Source organism: Planctomycetota bacterium, assembly GCA_039819165.1.
Lineage (GTDB): Bacteria > Planctomycetota > Phycisphaerae > Phycisphaerales > UBA1924 > JAHCJI01.
Genome location: JBCBSM010000001.1, coordinates 2,026,767 through 2,043,480, shown reverse-complemented (window position 1 = coordinate 2,043,480; position 16,714 = coordinate 2,026,767). Strand labels below are relative to the sequence as shown.

The window sequence follows — 16,714 nt, the reverse complement described above, 5'->3', positions numbered from 1 at the left end:
TACTCCTGCGCGGGGTCGGCGAGCGAGCTGTGCGGCCGGAGGCCGCTACGGAGCGATCGAGGTTGCGCTAGGCGGCCTCGTCCTGGTCGAGCTGGCGGATGCAGGCGTCCCAGGCGGCGGCGTCGATGTCGTAGTGCCGCCGCAGCCCCGCGGCGAGCTGGTCCTCGTCGCACAGCGCCAGCGTGCACTCGGCCCCGAAGGTGGCCGACGCGAACCGCAGCGCCCGCGGCAGCTCCTGCCGGGTGGTGCACAGCACGAGGTTGCGGCCGGCGTAGCGGATGGGCACCACGCGGAACTGCGCGGCCTGGCGGCCCGACAGCACGCACAGCACGTGCTCGGGGATGTCCATGGCGGCGGGGTCGACCCACTCGGCCAGCTCGCCGTATTGCTCGGCCCAGACGTCCTCGATCTCGGCCTGCGAGACGCCGAGCATCGACTCGGCCAGTTCGCCGAAGGGCCGGCTCGTGCCCCGCTGGGCCTGGAGGACGTGGTCGCGCTGCCGCTCGGTCAGCACGCCGCGATCGACGAGGATCTGGCCCATCGGCTTGGACACGCGGCTCCTCCCTCGCTCCCGCCCCCTTCGGCGGACCTTCCGGCGGCTCGGCCCGGGCGGCATCCGCTCGGACGCCGCTCCCGGCTGCTTCCAGCTGGGCATCGGCCGCGCGGGTGGCCCGCTGGACGAGGCCGCGGGCCGCCCGCGCGGGCCGTGCGGCCTGGGCGAGCGGTGTGGATCGGCCGGCCCGCGTCGGCGGGTTCTCGGATGGGAGCGGGATCGGCAGGGGTCGGGCGAGGTCGAGGGCGATCAGGCCGGCATCGGCTCGATGGTCGCCGTCAGGCCCCGGGCCCGGATGCGGTCGCGGTAGAGCTCGGCCCGCTCCTGGTGGGTCACCATGACCTGGGCCATGCCCCGCATGTGGGCCTCGAGCATGATGCGGGTCGCCCGCCGGCGGGGCAGCGGCGTCGCCTCCACCAGGCTCTCGACGACGTAGAGCATGTCGATGTTGTCGTCGTCGTGCAGCAGCACCTGGTAGGGCGGCAGCCTGTCGGTCTTCGGGTCGGCCGGCTTCGGCCGTGCGGGGGCCCTGCGTTCCCGCTCGGGCGGGGCCTCGGTCGCGGTCGCGGCTCCCTCGCCGTCGGACTGCGGGGGCGACTCCGGCGCGTCTTCGGCCTGGGTGCTGGCATCGGGAGGGAGGGCCGATTCGGACATCACCATAGAGTAGCGTATCGATGGCCGGCGGCTTCTAGTTCCGATCATCGAGAACCCGTCCTCGATGCCAGAAATCGGATCTGAGAGCGTAAGAGGGGGGTCGAAGCGGCCTTGGTGACGCCTACTTGCCGATGCAGAAGCTCGCGAATATGCGTCCTATAACATCATCGGCCGACACCGCCCCGCCCAGCTCGCCCAGGGCGTCGAGGGCGGCCCGCATGCCGGCGGCCGCCAGCTCGGTCTCGATCGGCCCCTCGCCCGCGATCAGGCCCAGGGCGTCATCCAACGCGGCCATTGCGCGGCCAACGAGGGCGGCGTGCCGGGGCAGCAGGCCGGCGTCCCGGGCGCTGCGGGCGTCGGCGATGGTCTCGGCGATGGCGGATCGCAGCCGATCGAGGTTCAGCCCTGTCGCGGCGCTGACGGATAGGGCACCGCTCCCCGTCGCCTCGGCGAGGTCGAGATCCGCCTTGGTGCGCACCGGGATCATGCCGGTGGCGCCCGGCGGCGGGGCCTTGGGATCGCAGGTGAGCACGAGGTCGGCCCGGCCCAGGGCGTCCTCGATCACGCGGCGGAGGGTGTCCGCCTCGCCGGCGTCCAGGAGCTCCCCATCGTCGGCGGTGCCGGGCAGGTCGCACAGATCGACGGCCATCGTGGCTCCGGCTGGCGTCGGCAGCTCGAGCGGTTCGATGATGGCGTCGCGTGTGGCGTGCGGACGCGGGGAGTCCATGCCCCGGCGGCGGCCGAGCAGCGCGTTGAACAGGCTGGTCTTGCCGGCGTTGGGCGGGCCGGCGAGCACGACCAGCGGCCTGCCCGAGCTGGTGGCGCGGGTCGCCTTCGCGGGCCGCTGCGTGGCCAGCGTGTCGCGGATCGACCGCAGGCGATCGCGGAGGTCGGCCGCGGCGATGGGCTCGACGTGTTCCTCGTCGGCGAAGTCGGCGGCGACCTCGACCAGGGCGAGGGCCGACGCGAGTTCGTCGGTGAGCCGCGCGTAGAGCCCGCCGGCGGCGCCCGAGAGCAGCCGCTCGGAAGCGTCCAGTTCGGCGCGCGAATCGGCGGCGATGCGGGCGGCGACGCCCTCGGCCTGCTGCAGCGTGAGGCGGCCGTGGAGGTAGGCCCGCGCGGTGAACTCGCCGGGTTCGGCCAGCCGCACCGAGTCGTGCGCGAGCAGCGCCGCCAGGACCATCTCGACGAGCGTGGGCGAGCCCGGCGGCAGCAGCTCGACGGTGTCCTCGCCGGTGTAGGACCGCGGGCCCGGCAGCCGGACGGCCAGGGTCGGCAGCTCGCCCGCGCGCAGCCGCAGGCGGATTGGCCCGACGCCGCGGGTCCGCTCGATGGGCGCGGCGGCGATGGCGTCGATGGCATCGAACGCGTGCGCGCCCGAGACGCGGAGGAGTGCACGCTCGCTCGCGGCCATGGACGTGGCGCAGGCGGCGATGGTGGCCGAGGTGTCCACGCGCGTCGACGCCTATGGGCGTCCGCGTCCCCGGCGGCGCTGCTGGTTGTGCTTGCGTCGTGCGCCGAGTGCGCCCGAGGTGGGCCCCTTGGCATCGGCGACGCCCCGGGCCTCCTGGATCATCCGCTGGCGTTCCTCGGCCCGGGAGATGAGCCTCTGGAGCATGCCGGGCTTGCCGGGATCGCGCTTCGGCGTCTCGAGCAGGTCGTTCTTGTTGATGTGGGCTCGGATCCAGCGACTCTCGACGATGCCGAGCACCGAGTTGGAGATGAAGTAGATCGTCAGCCCGCTGGGCGCGGTGTACATGAAGATGGGGAACATGACCACCATCATGAACTTGATCATCTTCTGCTGGGCCTGCTGCTCGGGCGAGAGCGTCGCGGTCTGCGGCGGCATCATGTACTTCTGCTGGATGAAGAACACGACGCCCAGCAGCAGGGGCAGCACGTTGATGGCGGTGATCGTGCCGTAGAGCCCGCCGATGAGCGGCGGCGTGAAGTGCCACGATGCGGGCAGCGGGATGGCGGCGTCGGGGCGGGCCAGGTCGGCCAGGAACTGCCAGTTGCCGAGCATCTGGAAGACGCCGAAGAAGGCGGCCTCGTGCCGCAACTCGATGGCGAAGAAGAGGCTGGCGTACAGGGCGATCCACACGGGCGTCTGCATGAACATGGGCAGGCAGCCCAGCAGGCCCGCGGGGTTGACGCCCTCCTCGCGCCAGAGCTTGGCCATCTCGGCCTGCATCCGCTTGGGGTCGCCCTTGTACTTCTCCTGGATCTTCTTCTGCTTGGGGGCCATCTGCTGCATCTGGTGGCTGAACCGCTGCACGCGGATCTGGCTCCACCGCGTCACCGGGTGCAGGATGCCGCGGACGATGAATACCAGCAGGATGATCGCCAGCGCCCAGTCGTGGGCGATGTAGTCGTGCAGCACGTCGAGCAGCCCGATGAGGGCGTGCGCCAGCCACTGGAAGGTGCAGACGGCGCACGGCCCGCCGAAGCTGTACTGCACGAGGCTCGAGAGCTGGGCGGCGGCGGCGGCGGGCTGGTCGCTGATGATCTCGCGGGAGAGCGGGCCGGCGTAGATGCCCGATTCCGTGGTCGCGGTCCGCCCGGGCGGGATGGCCTGCGCACTCGAGACGAGCTGGATGCCCATCGTGTTGGCCTTGAGAACTGCACCGGGATCGAGCATCACGCGGTTGACGCGATCGACGCCGTCGAGCACCGGCGCGGGCGCCGAGCCGTTGGCGAGGCCGAAGACCGCGACGCCGAAGTAGCGGTTCTTGACGCCGGTCCAGACCAGCTCGTAGCCCTGCTTGGTGGCGGCGTCGTTGGGCCACAGCCTCGCGACGGGCGCGTAGCGCAGGGCGACCTTGTCGCGGGAGCCGGCGGCCCTATCGCGGCTGGCGATGTACTCCTGGCCCGCGACGAAGCCCGGCGCGTTGGGCGCGGCGTAGCCGAAGCGGAAGCGGCGGATGTCGCCGCCGTAGTTCGTCGCGCCGCCGTAGGGCGCCAGCTCGACGGGGCCGAAGGTGGTCCACCGCACGTCGAGGGGCTCGTCGGTCAGGTTCTCGGCGGCCTGCGTGAGGGTGAGGACGTAGCCGTCGAGCGCGTAGGTGCGGGTGAGGCGGACGACGGCGTTTGCGTCGGCGTCCTCGATGATTGCCTCGAAGTCGCCCGGCGCGCGCTCTCGCCAGGCGGGGCGGTCGCCCGCGGTGAAGACCGGCACGCGGGCGCCGCCGACGGCGACCTCGACGGCGGCGAAGGGCACGAGCCGCCGCGCGCCGCCGCTGGCCAGGGGCTGGACGGCCTCCTCCTGGACGATGACGCGTTCGGTGCCGCCGATCTCGATGCGGTAGCCGGCCAGGCGGATCCGCTCGACGCCCGCGCCGCGGAGCGAGAAGGTGACCTCCATCTGGTCGGCGCTGGGGTCGAGGCCGCCCAGCGGGGTGTAGGTCCACGTGCTGGGGTCGCCCTCGACGGGGCGGACGCGGAGCGTGCGCGCGGGTGGTTGGTCGCCCGCGGCATCCGTTGGTGCGTCCGCACCCGCATCGGCCGGGCCGTCAACCGGCTCGTCGGCCGCAATGTCGGATTGGTCGTCGGCGGGCTGCGGCCCCGGCTCGTCGTCGATCGACTCGGCGGCGTCCGCGGGTGCTCCGGTCGGCGTTTCGGCCGGGGGATCGGCAGCCTGTCCGTCCGGCTGCTGCGGCTGGGTCTGGCCCTGGCCCGTGATCAGGGGCCACGCGATGATCAGCCCGCCCAGCAGCAGCAGGACGACGGGCAGCAGGATCCGGGGCGCTCGGCTTGGGGCGTCGGCCATACAGGAAGATAGGGGTGGGGCGACCTAGTCACCCGCGAAGAGGCGATCTCCCAGGTAGTCATCGAGCTCGGCGATGGCCTTGATGCGGTTGGCGGCCTGGGCGACGTCGTACTCCACGCGGAAGAACTCGACGCGGTCCTCGTGCAGGACGGCATAGCTGGCACGGGGATCCTTGTCGCGGGGCTGGCCGACCGAGCCGACGTTCACGATGATCTTCTCGCCCTCGCGGAGCTTGAAGCCGTCGGTGCCCAGCTCGCTGGGTGGGTAGAAGTCGGGCTCATCGGTAAAGACCCCCGGCACGTGGGTGTGGCCGACGATGCAGGCGGCCTCGATCCGCTCGAAGATGGCCTCGAGCTTCTCGGGCGACTCGCGGGTGTCCTTATCGAAGATGTACTCGTTGATGGGCCGCCTGGGCGAGCCGTGGACGGCCAGCAGGGGCACCCGCAGGCCCGTGTCGGTGTCGACCACGCGGACGCGGAGGCGGCCCAGGTAGTCGTAGCGTTCGGCCCGCTTGGCCTCGTCGGGCTCGGCGTCGAACTGCTCGCGGGTCCAGTAGGCGGCGGCGGCGGCGATGGGGTTGAAGCTCGTGGGCTCGTAGAGCACCGCGAAGTCGTGGTTGCCCATGAGCGACCAGGCGCACTTCTCGCGGACCAGGTCGACGCACTCGAGCGGATCGGGCCCGTAGCCGACGATATCGCCCAGGCAGACGATCCGGTCGATGCCCCGCTTGTCGATGTCCGCGAGGACGGCGTGCAGCGCGGTCGCGTTGGCGTGCATGTCGCTGATGACGGCGGTGGGCAACGAACGCTCCCGGCGGGGCAAGATCCCCGAAGCACAGACGAGCCGAAGAACAGGCGAGGCCGCACGCACCTGCCGCGACCCGGGCGACGCAGGCGGAGAGTGTACCGATCTGAGCAGCCGCGGGCCATGCGTGGCGCGGGGTCGCCCGCCCGCTCTCCCGGGGGCCGCGGCCCGCCGCGCGATCCTGCCAGAACGGCGGGTGATTGGGCACAGGCGGCCCGGGCTTGCAGCCGATATCTGGGCCAGCCTGCGCTCGCGGCGTGCGCCGCCGGTGTCGGTGCCGCGGCGTCCGGCCCAGTGGTTGCATGCCCGGTTTCGCGAGCGAGGGTCCGCCGGTGGCCGCCGGCGGTCCCGTGATGATTGGTGTTTGCACGGGCGTGCCGGCCGGACCGGTCGCTTGGCAGGCCGGATGCGTGCCGCGGCGTCCCCCAGCGGGCGGCGTGGACCAGAGATAGAAGGAACGCCCATGCCCGCGTCAGCCGTTTCCTACCAGCGCACGCGCGAGATGACGATCGACGAGCTGCTGCTCGAGAATCGGGTGGTCTTCCTGATCGGGGAGATCAACTTCGCCTCGGCCGCCCGGGTGATGATGCAGATGCTCTACCTGGAGGACCAGAAGCGGGGCCAGCAGATCAACTTCTACATCAACAGCCCGGGCGGGGCCGTCGACGACACGCTGGCGATCTACGACACGATGCAGTTCCTCTCCAGCCCGGTGGCGACGTACTGCATAGGGCGGGCCTACTCGGGCGGCGCGGTGCTGCTGACCGCCGGCGCCGAGGGCAAGCGGTACATCCTGCCGCACGCCAAGGTGATGATCCACCAGCCCTACGGCGGGGTGACGGGCCAGGCCGAGGACATCCGCCTGCAGGCCGAGCAGATCATCAAGAGCAAGCGGGCGCTCATCGACATCCTGGCGCGGCACACCGGGCAGAGTGCCGACCAGGTGCAGCAGGACAGCGAGCGGGACAAGTACTTCGACGCGCAAGAGGCCAAGGCCTACGGCCTGGTGGACGAGGTGCTGCAATCCGACAAGAAGAAGGCCGCCGGCTGAGCCGCGCCGCGTACGTACGCCGATCCCGCACACACGCAGACCGCCGAGCGCGACGCAGACTGGAGAGGACCGCATGAGCGCCGAATCGAACTACCTCGTCCCGATCGTCATCGAGAAGACCGGCCGCGGCGAGCGGTCGTACGACATCTACAGCCGCCTGCTGAAGGACCGCATCATCTTCCTTGGTGGACCCGTGGGCGACGAGATGGCCAACCTGATCATCGCCCAGCTGCTGTTCCTGGCCAACGAGGACCCCGACCAGGACGTGCACGTCTACGTCAACTCGCCGGGTGGCAGCGTCACCAGCGGGCTTGGCATCATCGACACGATGAACTTCATCGGCTGCGACGTGTGCACCTACATCATCGGGCAGGCCGCCAGCATGGGCTCGATCATCGCCGCCAGCGGCACCAAGGGCAAACGCTACGCCCTGCGCAACAGCCGCAACCTGATGCACCAGCCCCTCATCGGCGGCGTCATGGAGGGCCAGGCCACCGACCTGGAGATCGAGGCCAAGGAGATCATCCGGCTGCGGGAGCGGCTCTACGAGATCTACGCCGCGGCCACCGGGCAGGACGCCGCCAAGATCGAGCGCGACTGCGACCGCAACCTGTGGCTGGACGACAAGGAGATGCTCGACTACGGGCTGGTCGACTCCATCCTCGAGGACATGCCCCAGCACGCGCACGAGAGCACCGACAGCTAGCGCATCCTTGATCGCTCCGTAGCGACCGTCCGGCCGCTCACTCGCTCTCGTACGGCCGCGCCGGAGTCAATCCGGCGGGCCTGGGCGGACGCCCGCACTGCGTCTGGCTGGAATCGGCTCTACTTCGACGCGTCGGGCTCGAGTAGTGCCAGGGTGAAGTAGCCCCGGCGATCGGTCCACGCATCGGCGACGCGGAGGCCGGCGGTCGCCGCAAGGTCGGCGATCCGGGTGTCGTCGTACTTGTACGAGCTCTCGTTCCAGATGGTCTCGTCCTGCTCGAAGCGGAAGGTGCGGCCCGCGACCTCGACCTGGTGAGCGGTCTTGGCGACGAGGTGCATCTCGATGCATCGCTCCCGCTCGTTCCACGACGCGCGGTAGGCGAACAGCTCGCGGTCGAAGTCGCCCCCCAGCTCACGGTTGATGCGATCGAGCAGGTTGAGCTCGAACTCGGCGGTGACGCCCGCGGCGTCGTCGTAGGCGGGCACGAGCACCGACAGGTCCTTGATGCGGTCGAAGCCCACGAGCAGGGCGCCGTCGCCGCCCGCGAGCTCGGCCAGCACCGCCAGCAGCTCCTGCTGCGCGAGGGGGAGGAAGTTGCCGATCGTCGAGCCGGGGAAGAAGACCAGCCGGGGCCGGAGGCACGCGACGGCGTCGGGCACCTCGATATGGTGGGTGAAGTCGGCCCACAGCGGGATGACGCGGATGCCCGCGAAGTGCTCGTTGAGCCGATGCGCGACGGCGCGGAGCTGGTCCTTGGCGATGTCGACCGGGACGTAGGCGGCGGGTTTCTCGAGCGCCCCCAGCAGCAGGCGAACCTTGTCTCCCGCGCCGCTGCCGGGCTCCACGATGGTGGCGCCCGGGCCGATGCGCCGCGCGATGTCCGCGCCGTGCCGCTCCAGCAGGTCCATCTCGGTAGAGGTGGGGTAGTACTCGGGCTGCCGCGTGATCCGCTCGAAGAGCTCCGCTCCGCGGGCGTCGTAGAGGTACTTGCTGGGGATGGCCTTCTGCGGCCTGGCGAGGCCGGCGAGCACGTCGACGCGGAAGGCCTCCAGTTCGGCCTCGCGGCCCCCGGCTTCCTTGCCGGCGGGCTCGTCGGCCTCGGGCGCAATGTCGAGAACGACGGCCTGGCGCGGGGCCAGGTCCGCCGCGTTGTCGGCGGGCTTGGTGGTCAATGCGTGTCCTTCGCGAGTCGGATGCCCGAGAACTGCCACCGCTTGGTGGGATGGAAGAAGTTGCGGTACGTGGGGCGGATGTGGCTCGCGGGCGTGGCGCACGATCCGCCCCGCAGCACGTACTGCGAGCTCATGAACTTGCCGTTGTACTCGCCCAGCGCGCCCGCCTCAGGCGCGTAGCCGGGGTAGGGGTCGTACCCGCTGCGGGTCCACTCCCAGACGGTGCCGAAGAGCCCGTGCAGCGCGGCGTCGGCGGGCGTTGCGGCCCTGGGGTGCAGCCAGCCGGACTCGAGCATCTGGCCCTGCGCGACCATGTGGCGCCAGTCGGCGCTGGTCCGTTCCGCGGCGCGGAGGCAGGCGGCCTCCCATTCGGACTCGGTGGGCAGCCGCGCGCCCGCCCAGCGCGCGAAGGCCTCGGCCTCGAAGAAGCCCACGTTGGTCACGGGCTCGTCGGCGTCCACGGGCCGCTCGCCGTGCAGCGTGGACACGAGCCACTGGTCGCCGTCGCGGCGCCAGTACATGGGCGCCTCCCAGCCGTGCGCGCGGACGGCGGCGGCGCCCTCGTCGAGCCAGAGGTCCTCGCGGGCGTAGCCGCCGTCGGCCATGAAGGCGAGGTACTCGCCGCAGGTGACATGGCGGGACGCCAGCGCGAAGGGCCGCAGGAACACCTTGTGCGCGGGCTGCTCGTTGTCGTAGCAGAAGCCCGTGCCGTCGTAGCCCACCCACAGCAGGCCGGCCTCGAACTCGTCCCACTCCAGCGGCGCGGCGAGGGTCGTCGGCGGGCAGGGGTCGGCGTCGTAGGGCGCCTGCAGCGGGCCGCACCACAGCGCGTGCCGCACGTCTGTCAGCAGCAATTCCTGGTGCTGCTGCTCGTGGTTCAGGCCGATGCGCGTGATGCGCGCGGCTTCCTCGGGCAGCGCATCGCGCGAGAGCAACTCGAGCATGCGCTCGTCGACGACGCGGCGGTACTCGAGCACGCGGTCGAGCGAGGGCCGGGTGATCATGCCCCGCTCGGCGCGGGGCTGGCGGTCGCCCACGCGGGTGTAGTAGCTGTTGAAGATGTAGGGGAAGCACGCGTCGAAGGACTCGGCCTGCCGCGTGAAGCGGCGCAGCACGAACTGCTCGAAGAACCAAGTGGTGTGCCCCAGGTGCCACTTGACCGGGGAGGCATCGGTCATGGACTGGACGACACAGTCCTCGGGCGTGAGCGGGGCACGCAGTGCGTCGGTGGTCCGCCGGACCGCGAGGTAGCGGTCGGCGAGCGACGCGCCGGCGAGCGGCTGCGTCGCGATGGTCATGGCCACGACTGCTCCCTTCCGGCGTGGGCCTTCGCCGCAGCCTAGGGGGCGGCATGCCCCAAGTCGCGTGCGCCCATGGAAAAGCGGGGCCGCGGCGTGTTCCGAGAATACCGGGCGCGTGCGCTAGCCAGCACGCGTTGCGCGCAATCCCCGTGGCACGAGCACGAACTCGAGCGCATCGAGGAGCAGCGTGAGCACGATGGCCATGAGCGCCGCGGGCACGAGGCCCTCGAGGATCAGGCCGGCGTCGTCGCGGCGAATCCCCGCGAAGATCGGCTCGCCGTAGCCGCCCGCGGCGACGAACCCCCCGAGCGTCGCCGTGCCGACGTTGATGACGATCGCCGTCTTGATGCCCGCGAGGATCGACGGCAGCGCGAGCGGCAGCTCGACGTCGAGCAGCGTCCAGGGCCGCGGCAGCCCGAGCGACTGCGCGCTATCGCGCACCGCGCGGGGGATCTGCACGAGTCCGGCGTGCGTGTTGCGCACGATGGGCAGCAAGCTGTAGAGGAACAGCGCGACGATCGCAGGGAACTGGTTGGCCATCGCCAGCAGGCTGACGAGCAGCGCGAGGATGGCGATGCTCGGGATCGTCTGCAGCAGCCCGCTGGCGCCGAGCACGATCTGGCCGACCAGCCGGCTGCGCGCGGCGAGCACGCCCAGCGGCACGGCGAGCGCGATGGCGGCGAGCATCGACGCGGCCACCATGACCGCGTGCTCGCGGGTGGTCTCGAGCAGCCGTGCGGTGCGCGACTCGGCCGGCGCGCCCGCCGGGTCGCGGGTCTCGTCCAGCAGTTCCGCGAGGAAGCCGCGGGCGACGACGGACTCCTCGACGCCGTCGATCTCGGTGCGGGCGTTCAGCCGCACCATCGCCGCCTCGTCCAGGATGCCGGTCATGGCGTGCAACGCCGCCACCATCTCGGGCCTTCGGCGTTCCAGGTCGGCGTTGTAGAGCCAGACCGCGTCGTAGCGGGGGAAGTGGCCCCGGTCGTCCTCGAGCACGACCAGGCCCAGCGCCGCGATCTTGGCGTCGGTGGTGTATAGCTCCTTGGCGTCGATGGCGCCCGATGCCAGCGCGCGGTACGCCAGGTCGTGGTCCAGGCCCTTCACGTCGGCCTGCGGGAGGCCGTAGGCCCCGCGGAGCGCGCCCCACCCATCTTCTCGCTCGATGAACTCGTTGGTGAAGCCGAGGGTGAGGTCCGGGTGGTTGCGCAGGTCGCTGGTGGTGCGCAGGCCCAGCCGCCGGGCGGTCTCGGGCATGACGCCGATGGCGTAGGTGTTGTTGAAGCCGATGGGCTCGGTCATCGCCAGGCTGGCCTCGGCGAGCGCGGCGCGGAGGTCGTCCATGGACTCGATGTCGCGATCGGCGAAGATCTCCTGCGCCAGCGTGCCGGTGTACTCGGCGTAGACGTCGACGGCGCCGCTGCGGACGGCCTCGTACACCAGCCGCGTGCCGCGGATGGATGCCTTGTGCTCGGTGGTGAGCCCGGCGCGGCGGGCCCGTTCGGCGGCGATCTCGCCCAGGATCACGCTCTCGGTGAAGCTCTTGGAGCCCACCACGACATCCGGACGCACCAGCGCCGCACGCAGCCCAACGGCGGCGAGCACCCCGGCGGTGACTACCACGAAGGCCAGCACGATCCAGGCCGCCCATCGACGCATCAGCCCGGCCTCGCTAGCTCGTGGATCTTCCGCTGCGCCGTCACGAAGGCGCGGACGAAGGGCGTCGCGGGCGAGCCGAGCAGTTCGGCGTGGCGGCCGTCCTGCACGATGCGGCCCTCGTGCAGCAGCACCACCCTGCGGGCGAGGTAGTGCGCCTCGGCCAGGTCGTGCGTGACGAGCACCACCGTCTTGTTCAGGCGGGCGAACAGGTCGCGGAGCTCGTCCTGCAGGTCGGCCCGGATCATCGGGTCGAGGGCGCCGAGGGGCTCGTCGAGCAGCAGCGCCTCGGGGTCCATCGCGAGCGCCCGCATGAGCGCCACGCGCTGCCGCTGCCCGCCGCTGAGCTCCTGCGGGTAGCGGTCGAGCAGGTCGGCGTCGAAGCGGGCGATCTCGGCGAGGGCCTCGGCCCGCGCGCGGGCGCGGCGGCCGCTCGTGCCGGTGCGTCGCAGCAGCAGCGTCGCGTTCTGGGCGGCGGTCATGTGCGCGAACAGGCCGCCCTCCTGCACCACGTAGCCGATGCGGCGGCGGGCGGCGCGCGGGTCGTCGGCGATGGGGGCCCCGTCGAAGAGCACCCCGCCCGAGTCCGGCGTGAGGAGGCCGTTGAGGAGCTTGAGCAGCGTCGACTTGCCGCAGCCGCTGGGCCCGATGAGCGCGACGGTGGACGCCGGCTCGATGTCCAGAGAGATCGCGTCGAGCACGGGCGTGCCCCCGAAGCCCTTGCTGACGCCCCGCAGCGCGAACACGCCGCAGCGTACGGCTGCGGCCGCCGTTGGGCTAGCGGGCCGGCGGAATCGGCAGCCAGCCCCGCGTCGCCGCGAGCGGCTCGGGATCCAGCGCCACGTCGATGGCGTACGCGGCCAGCAGCCGTGTCGAGTCGAGCACCGGCAGCGACGCGTTGGCCTCGTTGATGATGAGCGGGATCTCGGTGCATCCGAGGATGACGCACTCGGCCCCCCGCTCGCGGAGGTCGTCGATGGCGCCGCGGAAGCGGGTGGTGGTCTTTTCGCGGAACACGCCGTTGCACAGCTCGTCGAAGATCGCGGCGTCCAGCGCGAGCCGCGCCGCGTCGTCGGGGATGAGTCGCTCCATGCCGCGGTCCGCGAGCGTTCGCTCGTACACCGGTCCGGTCATGGTCCACTTGGTGCCCAGCAGGCCGACGCGCGTCCAGCCCCGGAGGGCGATCTCGTGGCAGACGACGTGGGCGATGTGCAGGCCCGGCAGCGGAAGATCGCCGGCGATGGCCTCCAGCACGATGTGCGCGGTGTTGTCCGGGCAGACGAAGAAGTCCGCGCCCGCGTCGGCCACCTGGCGAACGCCCCGGGACAGGTGATCCGCGACCGCGGCGTGATCGCCGGCGTTCCAGGCCGGCATGCTCAGGCCCATCGGGATCGCGCTGAGCACGATGCCGGGATGCATGTGCTCGCCGAGGGCGTCCGCGCCCGCACGGCAGGCGGCCCGGAAGCACAGCGCGCCGCCTTCGGCGCTGTGCGCCGCGATGCCGATCGTCTTCATGCGCACAAAATAGGGCTCCCGCCGGAGCCCCATGGAAGACGTGGATGTGGGTCCGCGGTGCTAGCGGCGGCGGCGGAGGGCCAGGCCGCCCAGGCCCAGCAGCGCCAGCGTGCCCGGCGCGGGGATGATGACATCCTCGACGTAGGTGATGGCGGCGTCGTGCTCGGACTCGTCCAGGTTCCAGTTGAACACCAGGTAGGTGGTGGCGGCATCGCCGATGCCGGGATCATCGCTCGACAGGTTGATGCCCAGCAGGAAGATGCCGTCGTCGGCCGGCGCATCGAGGAAGAAGTCGTAGTGCTCGTCGAAGCCGGCAGGGCCGACGTTGATGCCGAAGCCCGGGGCGCTGCCCGACAGCGGGCTGGTGGCGCTCAGCGGGCCGAACTCGAGGGTCATGGTCTCGGGCGCGGGGCCGTCGTCGAACGACGTGCCGTTCCAGCGGCGGACCGGGCCATCGAACTCGAAGTTCAGCTGGCTGTCCGGGAAGACGCCCGCCTCGGCGAAGAGGCCGGGCTCGTCGGCGTAGACGTCGGTGCCCAGCAGGCCGAACTCGGCGGCGAAGACACGCTGGCCGGGGATGACGAACTCGCCGCCCGGGCCGTCCGAGACGATGCCGGTGACGATGGCGCCGTCGATGATGACCAGGCCGACGTCACCCTCGTGGGCGGAGGCGGCGGTGGCCGTAGCGGCGGCGGCGATGATGCTGATGGTGCGCTTCTGCATGGTGGGTCCCTCTGTTCGCTCTCTCTTCTCGATTGGATGGGTCTCGATGCGTGCCCGTGTCCGTGGCGTGTGCGATGCGGCGGACCTCGCCGCATGGTCGGGGGGCTCCTGCGAGATACGGCGCTAGCAGCCGGCGCCGAAGGCGTTCTGGAACGCCAGGAAGTCGAACAGGGTCAGGCTGCCATCGCCGTCGAAGTCGGCGATCGGATCGCCGGCGTCGAAGGCGTTCTGGAAGGCCAGGAAGTCGAACAGCGTGAGCACGCCGTCGCCGTCCATGTCGGCGGCGCAGGTGCTGCCCAGCAGCGTGTCCTCGACGTACTCGACGGCGGCGTCGTGCTCGGACTCGGGCAGGTTCCAGTTGAACACCAGGTAGGTGGTCTCGGCGGCGCCGATGCCGGGATCATCGCTCGACAGGTTGATGCCCACCAGGAAGATGCCGTCGTTAGCCGGCGCGTCGAGGAAGAAGTCGTAGTGCTCGTCGAAGCCGGCGGGGCCGACGTTGATGCCGAAGCCCGGGGCGCTGCCCGACAGCGGGCTGGTGGCGCTCAGCGGGCCGAACTCGAGGGTCATGGTCTCAGGTGCGGGCACATCGTCGAACGACGTGCCGTTCCAGCGGCGGACCGGTCCGGCGAACTCGAAGCTGAGCTGGCTGTCGGGGAAGGTGCCCGCCTCGGCGAAGAGGCCGGGCTCGTCGGCGTAGACGTCGGTGCCCAGCAGGTCGAACTCGGCGGCAAAAACGCGCTCGCCCGGCACGACGAATTCGCCGCCGGGGCCGTCCTCCACGATGCCGGTGACGATAACGCCATCGATGATGGCCAGGCCGACGTCACCCTCGTGGGCGGTTGCGGCGGTTGCGGCGGCGGCGAGGATGATGCAGGTGGTGGTGCGGGTCTTCATGGCGTGGGTTCCTTGGGCGTGTTTGCTCTGATGCGGGGGGTTCTTGGGGCGATACGTCAACTGCGGGCGGGCAACCTGTGGCTAGCAGCCCGCATCGAAGGCGTTCTGGAACGCCAGGAAGTCGAACAGGGTCAGGCTGCCATCGCCGTCGAAGTCGGCGATCGGATCGCCGGCGTCGAAGGCGTTCTGGAAGGCCAGGAAGTCGAAGATCGACAGGCTGCCATCGCCGTCCATGTCGGCGGCGCAGGTGCCGCCCAGCAGCGTGTCCTCGACCCACTGGCGGGCCTCGGCCAGCTCGCTCGGGTCGGCGTTCTGGTCGAAAACGATGAAGAACGGCTCGCTCTCGCTCACGCCGGCATCGCCGATCCACAGCGTCAGCTCGAGCAGGTACAGCCCATTGGCGGCCGGCGCCAGCAGCTCGTAGCCCACGTGGTGGTGGAAGCGGCCGGTCGTGCCGGTGTCGCCGAAGGTGAAGCCCACCGCCGAGCCGGACAGCGGCGTCTCGATCTCGGTGCGGCCCTTGCTGATCAGGATCCGCTCGTCGGCGACATCGGTAAAGGCGTCGCCGTCCCACTCCAGCAGCGGGCCCTGGATGGTGAAGCCGATCTGCAGGTCCGGCGCGAAGGCGCCCGACTCCGAATCGAAGCCCGGGTCGTTGGTCCAATCGGGCAGCTCGCCGAACTCGCCGGCGAAGACGCGGTCGCCGAAGATCGGCGCGCCCGTGGCCGCGTCGACGCGGCCGGTCTCGATGATGCCGCCGGCCTCGCGGATGGCGATGTCGGTGTCGTGCAGCTGGGCGTGCGCGGCGCCGGCAACCAGGAGCGTCGAGCACGCGGCAATAAAGGCTGTGCGATGCATGGAAGTGTCCCCTTGCGTATCCGGCCTACTGCGCGACGGCCGGGTCGAACTTGTTGCGGTCGTAATCGAGGTAGACCTCCTCGATGGACAGCGTGCCCGCGTGCCCGTCGAGGAAGCCGTAGTTGGCCTTCGCGTTCCACTGCGTCGGCTCGCCGCCGTGCGCGTGGATCTCGGCCTCCAGCGCCGCCCGCTGCGGCACCCGGCCACCCGGCGCCGAGCCCCAGTCCTCGGCGTGGATGTGGTCGGATCGGGCGAAGTCCTCGCTGCCCCGCACGTCGCCCTCGGTCATCATGAGGAAGTGCACGGTGGCGTAGGGCCGGTCGATCTTGTGGTCGGCGTCGTAGGTCTCGTCGAAGGAGGGCGCGACACCCCGGGTGGTGTAGTTGTTCAGCCCGTAGCTCGTCCAGCGGGCGATGGGGGCGCCCAGGCTGGTCTCGCCCGCCCGCACCCGCCGCAGCCCCTCGGCCAGCGTCAGGCCCTCGAAGTCGCCGCCCTCCTCGATCGCCCAGAAGCGGCTGCGATCGCCCGGCGAGCGGAGCGCGATGCCGTCCTCGGCGTACTCGGCCAGCGTCACGGGCCAGGCGTTTGGCAGGTCGGCGATGCTGCCGCCGTGGGCCAGGCCGGCGTCGATGAACGCTCCGTCGTGGTCGCCGGTGTACAGCGTGTGGGCGATGCCTAGCTGTCGAACATTCGAGAGGCACACCGCCGCCCGGGCCGCCCCGCGGGCGCTGCCCAGAGCGGGAATCAGGATGCCGATGAGCAACGCGATGATGGCGATGACGACCAGCAGCTCGATGAGCGTGAAGCCGCGATAGCGGGGGGCCGGGATGGCGAAGCCGACACGGTCGGTTCTCATTGCCTTCTCGTTTTCTCGATTGGCTCTCAGCTTCTCAGAAGCTTCTCAATAAAGAGAATGAACTCTCAAGGGTATTACGAGATAGCGGGCGGAGTCGATGCTCCGTTTCTCGAAGAAAGGGGAAATCAGGAGGCGGGGGCGGGGCGTGGTCCGGGAAGCGGTGGACGGGGCCAGGACTGGGCTGGGGGCGGTCGATGCCCCG

The 16,714-nt window shown here is 71.0% G+C and carries 16 protein-coding genes; 2 read left to right on the top strand and 14 right to left on the bottom strand.

What is annotated here, in order from left to right; translation table 11 throughout:
• Nucleotides 1-67: 67 nt before the first annotated feature.
• The 5 genes from AAFX79_08960 to AAFX79_08940 form a co-directional block, all read right to left on the bottom strand.
• Nucleotides 68-553: a hypothetical protein gene (locus tag AAFX79_08960; protein ID MEO1008684.1), complete on the bottom strand. Its 486-nt coding sequence runs from the start codon at nucleotides 551-553 to the stop codon at nucleotides 68-70.
• 249 nt (nucleotides 554-802) lie between these two features.
• Nucleotides 803-1,213: an ATP-dependent Clp protease adaptor ClpS gene (locus tag AAFX79_08955; GenBank protein MEO1008683.1), complete on the bottom strand. Its 411-nt coding sequence runs from the start codon at nucleotides 1,211-1,213 to the stop codon at nucleotides 803-805.
• Nucleotides 1,214-1,328: 115 nt separating this feature from the next.
• Nucleotides 1,329-2,660 (bottom strand): GTPase, encoded by a 1,332-nt coding sequence (locus AAFX79_08950; GenBank protein ID MEO1008682.1) that lies wholly within the window; start codon nucleotides 2,658-2,660, stop codon nucleotides 1,329-1,331.
• Between the two features lie 12 nt (nucleotides 2,661-2,672).
• Complete coding sequence (yidC, locus tag AAFX79_08945) at nucleotides 2,673-4,976, bottom strand: membrane protein insertase YidC (GenBank protein MEO1008681.1); 2,304 nt, start codon at nucleotides 4,974-4,976, stop codon at nucleotides 2,673-2,675.
• A 24-nt stretch (nucleotides 4,977-5,000) separates the two neighbouring features.
• Nucleotides 5,001-5,777: a metallophosphoesterase family protein gene (locus AAFX79_08940; protein MEO1008680.1), complete on the bottom strand. Its 777-nt coding sequence runs from the start codon at nucleotides 5,775-5,777 to the stop codon at nucleotides 5,001-5,003.
• A gap of 466 nt (nucleotides 5,778-6,243) precedes the next feature.
• On the opposite strand from AAFX79_08940, the gene AAFX79_08935 reads away from it, so the two are divergent.
• Both AAFX79_08935 and AAFX79_08930 read left to right on the top strand, forming a co-directional pair.
• Nucleotides 6,244-6,831: an ATP-dependent Clp protease proteolytic subunit gene (locus AAFX79_08935; protein MEO1008679.1), complete on the top strand. Its 588-nt coding sequence runs from the start codon at nucleotides 6,244-6,246 to the stop codon at nucleotides 6,829-6,831.
• Between the two features lie 73 nt (nucleotides 6,832-6,904).
• A complete protein-coding gene (locus AAFX79_08930) occupies nucleotides 6,905-7,537 on the top strand; it encodes an ATP-dependent Clp protease proteolytic subunit (GenBank protein MEO1008678.1) in 633 nt (210 codons plus the stop codon).
• A 119-nt stretch (nucleotides 7,538-7,656) separates the two neighbouring features.
• Here AAFX79_08930 and egtD read toward each other — a convergent pair whose 3' ends face one another.
• From egtD to AAFX79_08885, 9 genes are all read right to left on the bottom strand, one after another.
• On the bottom strand, nucleotides 7,657-8,709 hold the full coding sequence (egtD, locus tag AAFX79_08925; GenBank protein MEO1008677.1) for an L-histidine N(alpha)-methyltransferase: 1,053 nt from the start codon (nucleotides 8,707-8,709) through the stop codon (nucleotides 7,657-7,659).
• Nucleotides 8,706-10,007, bottom strand: coding sequence for an ergothioneine biosynthesis protein EgtB (gene egtB, locus AAFX79_08920; GenBank protein MEO1008676.1), 1,302 nt, complete (start codon nucleotides 10,005-10,007; stop codon nucleotides 8,706-8,708). The genes egtD and egtB overlap by 4 nt, the downstream gene beginning before the upstream one ends.
• Before the next feature lie 123 nt (nucleotides 10,008-10,130).
• Nucleotides 10,131-11,666 (bottom strand): glycine betaine ABC transporter substrate-binding protein, encoded by a 1,536-nt coding sequence (locus AAFX79_08915; GenBank protein ID MEO1008675.1) that lies wholly within the window; start codon nucleotides 11,664-11,666, stop codon nucleotides 10,131-10,133.
• Nucleotides 11,666-12,409 carry an ATP-binding cassette domain-containing protein gene (locus AAFX79_08910; GenBank protein ID MEO1008674.1) on the bottom strand — a complete coding sequence of 248 codons (744 nt, stop codon included), beginning with the start codon at nucleotides 12,407-12,409 and terminating at the stop codon, nucleotides 11,666-11,668. Before AAFX79_08910 ends, AAFX79_08915 begins: the two co-directional genes overlap by 1 nt.
• 31 nt (nucleotides 12,410-12,440) lie before the next feature.
• A complete protein-coding gene (locus tag AAFX79_08905; protein ID MEO1008673.1) occupies nucleotides 12,441-13,178 on the bottom strand; it encodes an amino acid racemase in 738 nt (245 codons plus the stop codon).
• Between the two features lie 60 nt (nucleotides 13,179-13,238).
• Entirely contained in the window at nucleotides 13,239-13,901 is a 663-nt protein-coding gene (locus tag AAFX79_08900; protein MEO1008672.1) for a PEP-CTERM sorting domain-containing protein, read from the bottom strand.
• A 123-nt stretch (nucleotides 13,902-14,024) separates the two neighbouring features.
• Nucleotides 14,025-14,798: a GC-type dockerin domain-anchored protein gene (locus tag AAFX79_08895; GenBank protein MEO1008671.1), complete on the bottom strand. Its 774-nt coding sequence runs from the start codon at nucleotides 14,796-14,798 to the stop codon at nucleotides 14,025-14,027.
• An 81-nt stretch (nucleotides 14,799-14,879) separates the two neighbouring features.
• Entirely contained in the window at nucleotides 14,880-15,656 is a 777-nt protein-coding gene (locus tag AAFX79_08890) for a GC-type dockerin domain-anchored protein (protein MEO1008670.1), read from the bottom strand.
• A gap of 25 nt (nucleotides 15,657-15,681) precedes the next feature.
• Nucleotides 15,682-16,512, bottom strand: a complete 831-nt coding sequence (locus AAFX79_08885) for a prepilin-type N-terminal cleavage/methylation domain-containing protein (GenBank protein MEO1008669.1) — start codon at nucleotides 16,510-16,512, stop codon at nucleotides 15,682-15,684.
• Between the last annotated feature and the right edge of the window lie 202 nt (nucleotides 16,513-16,714).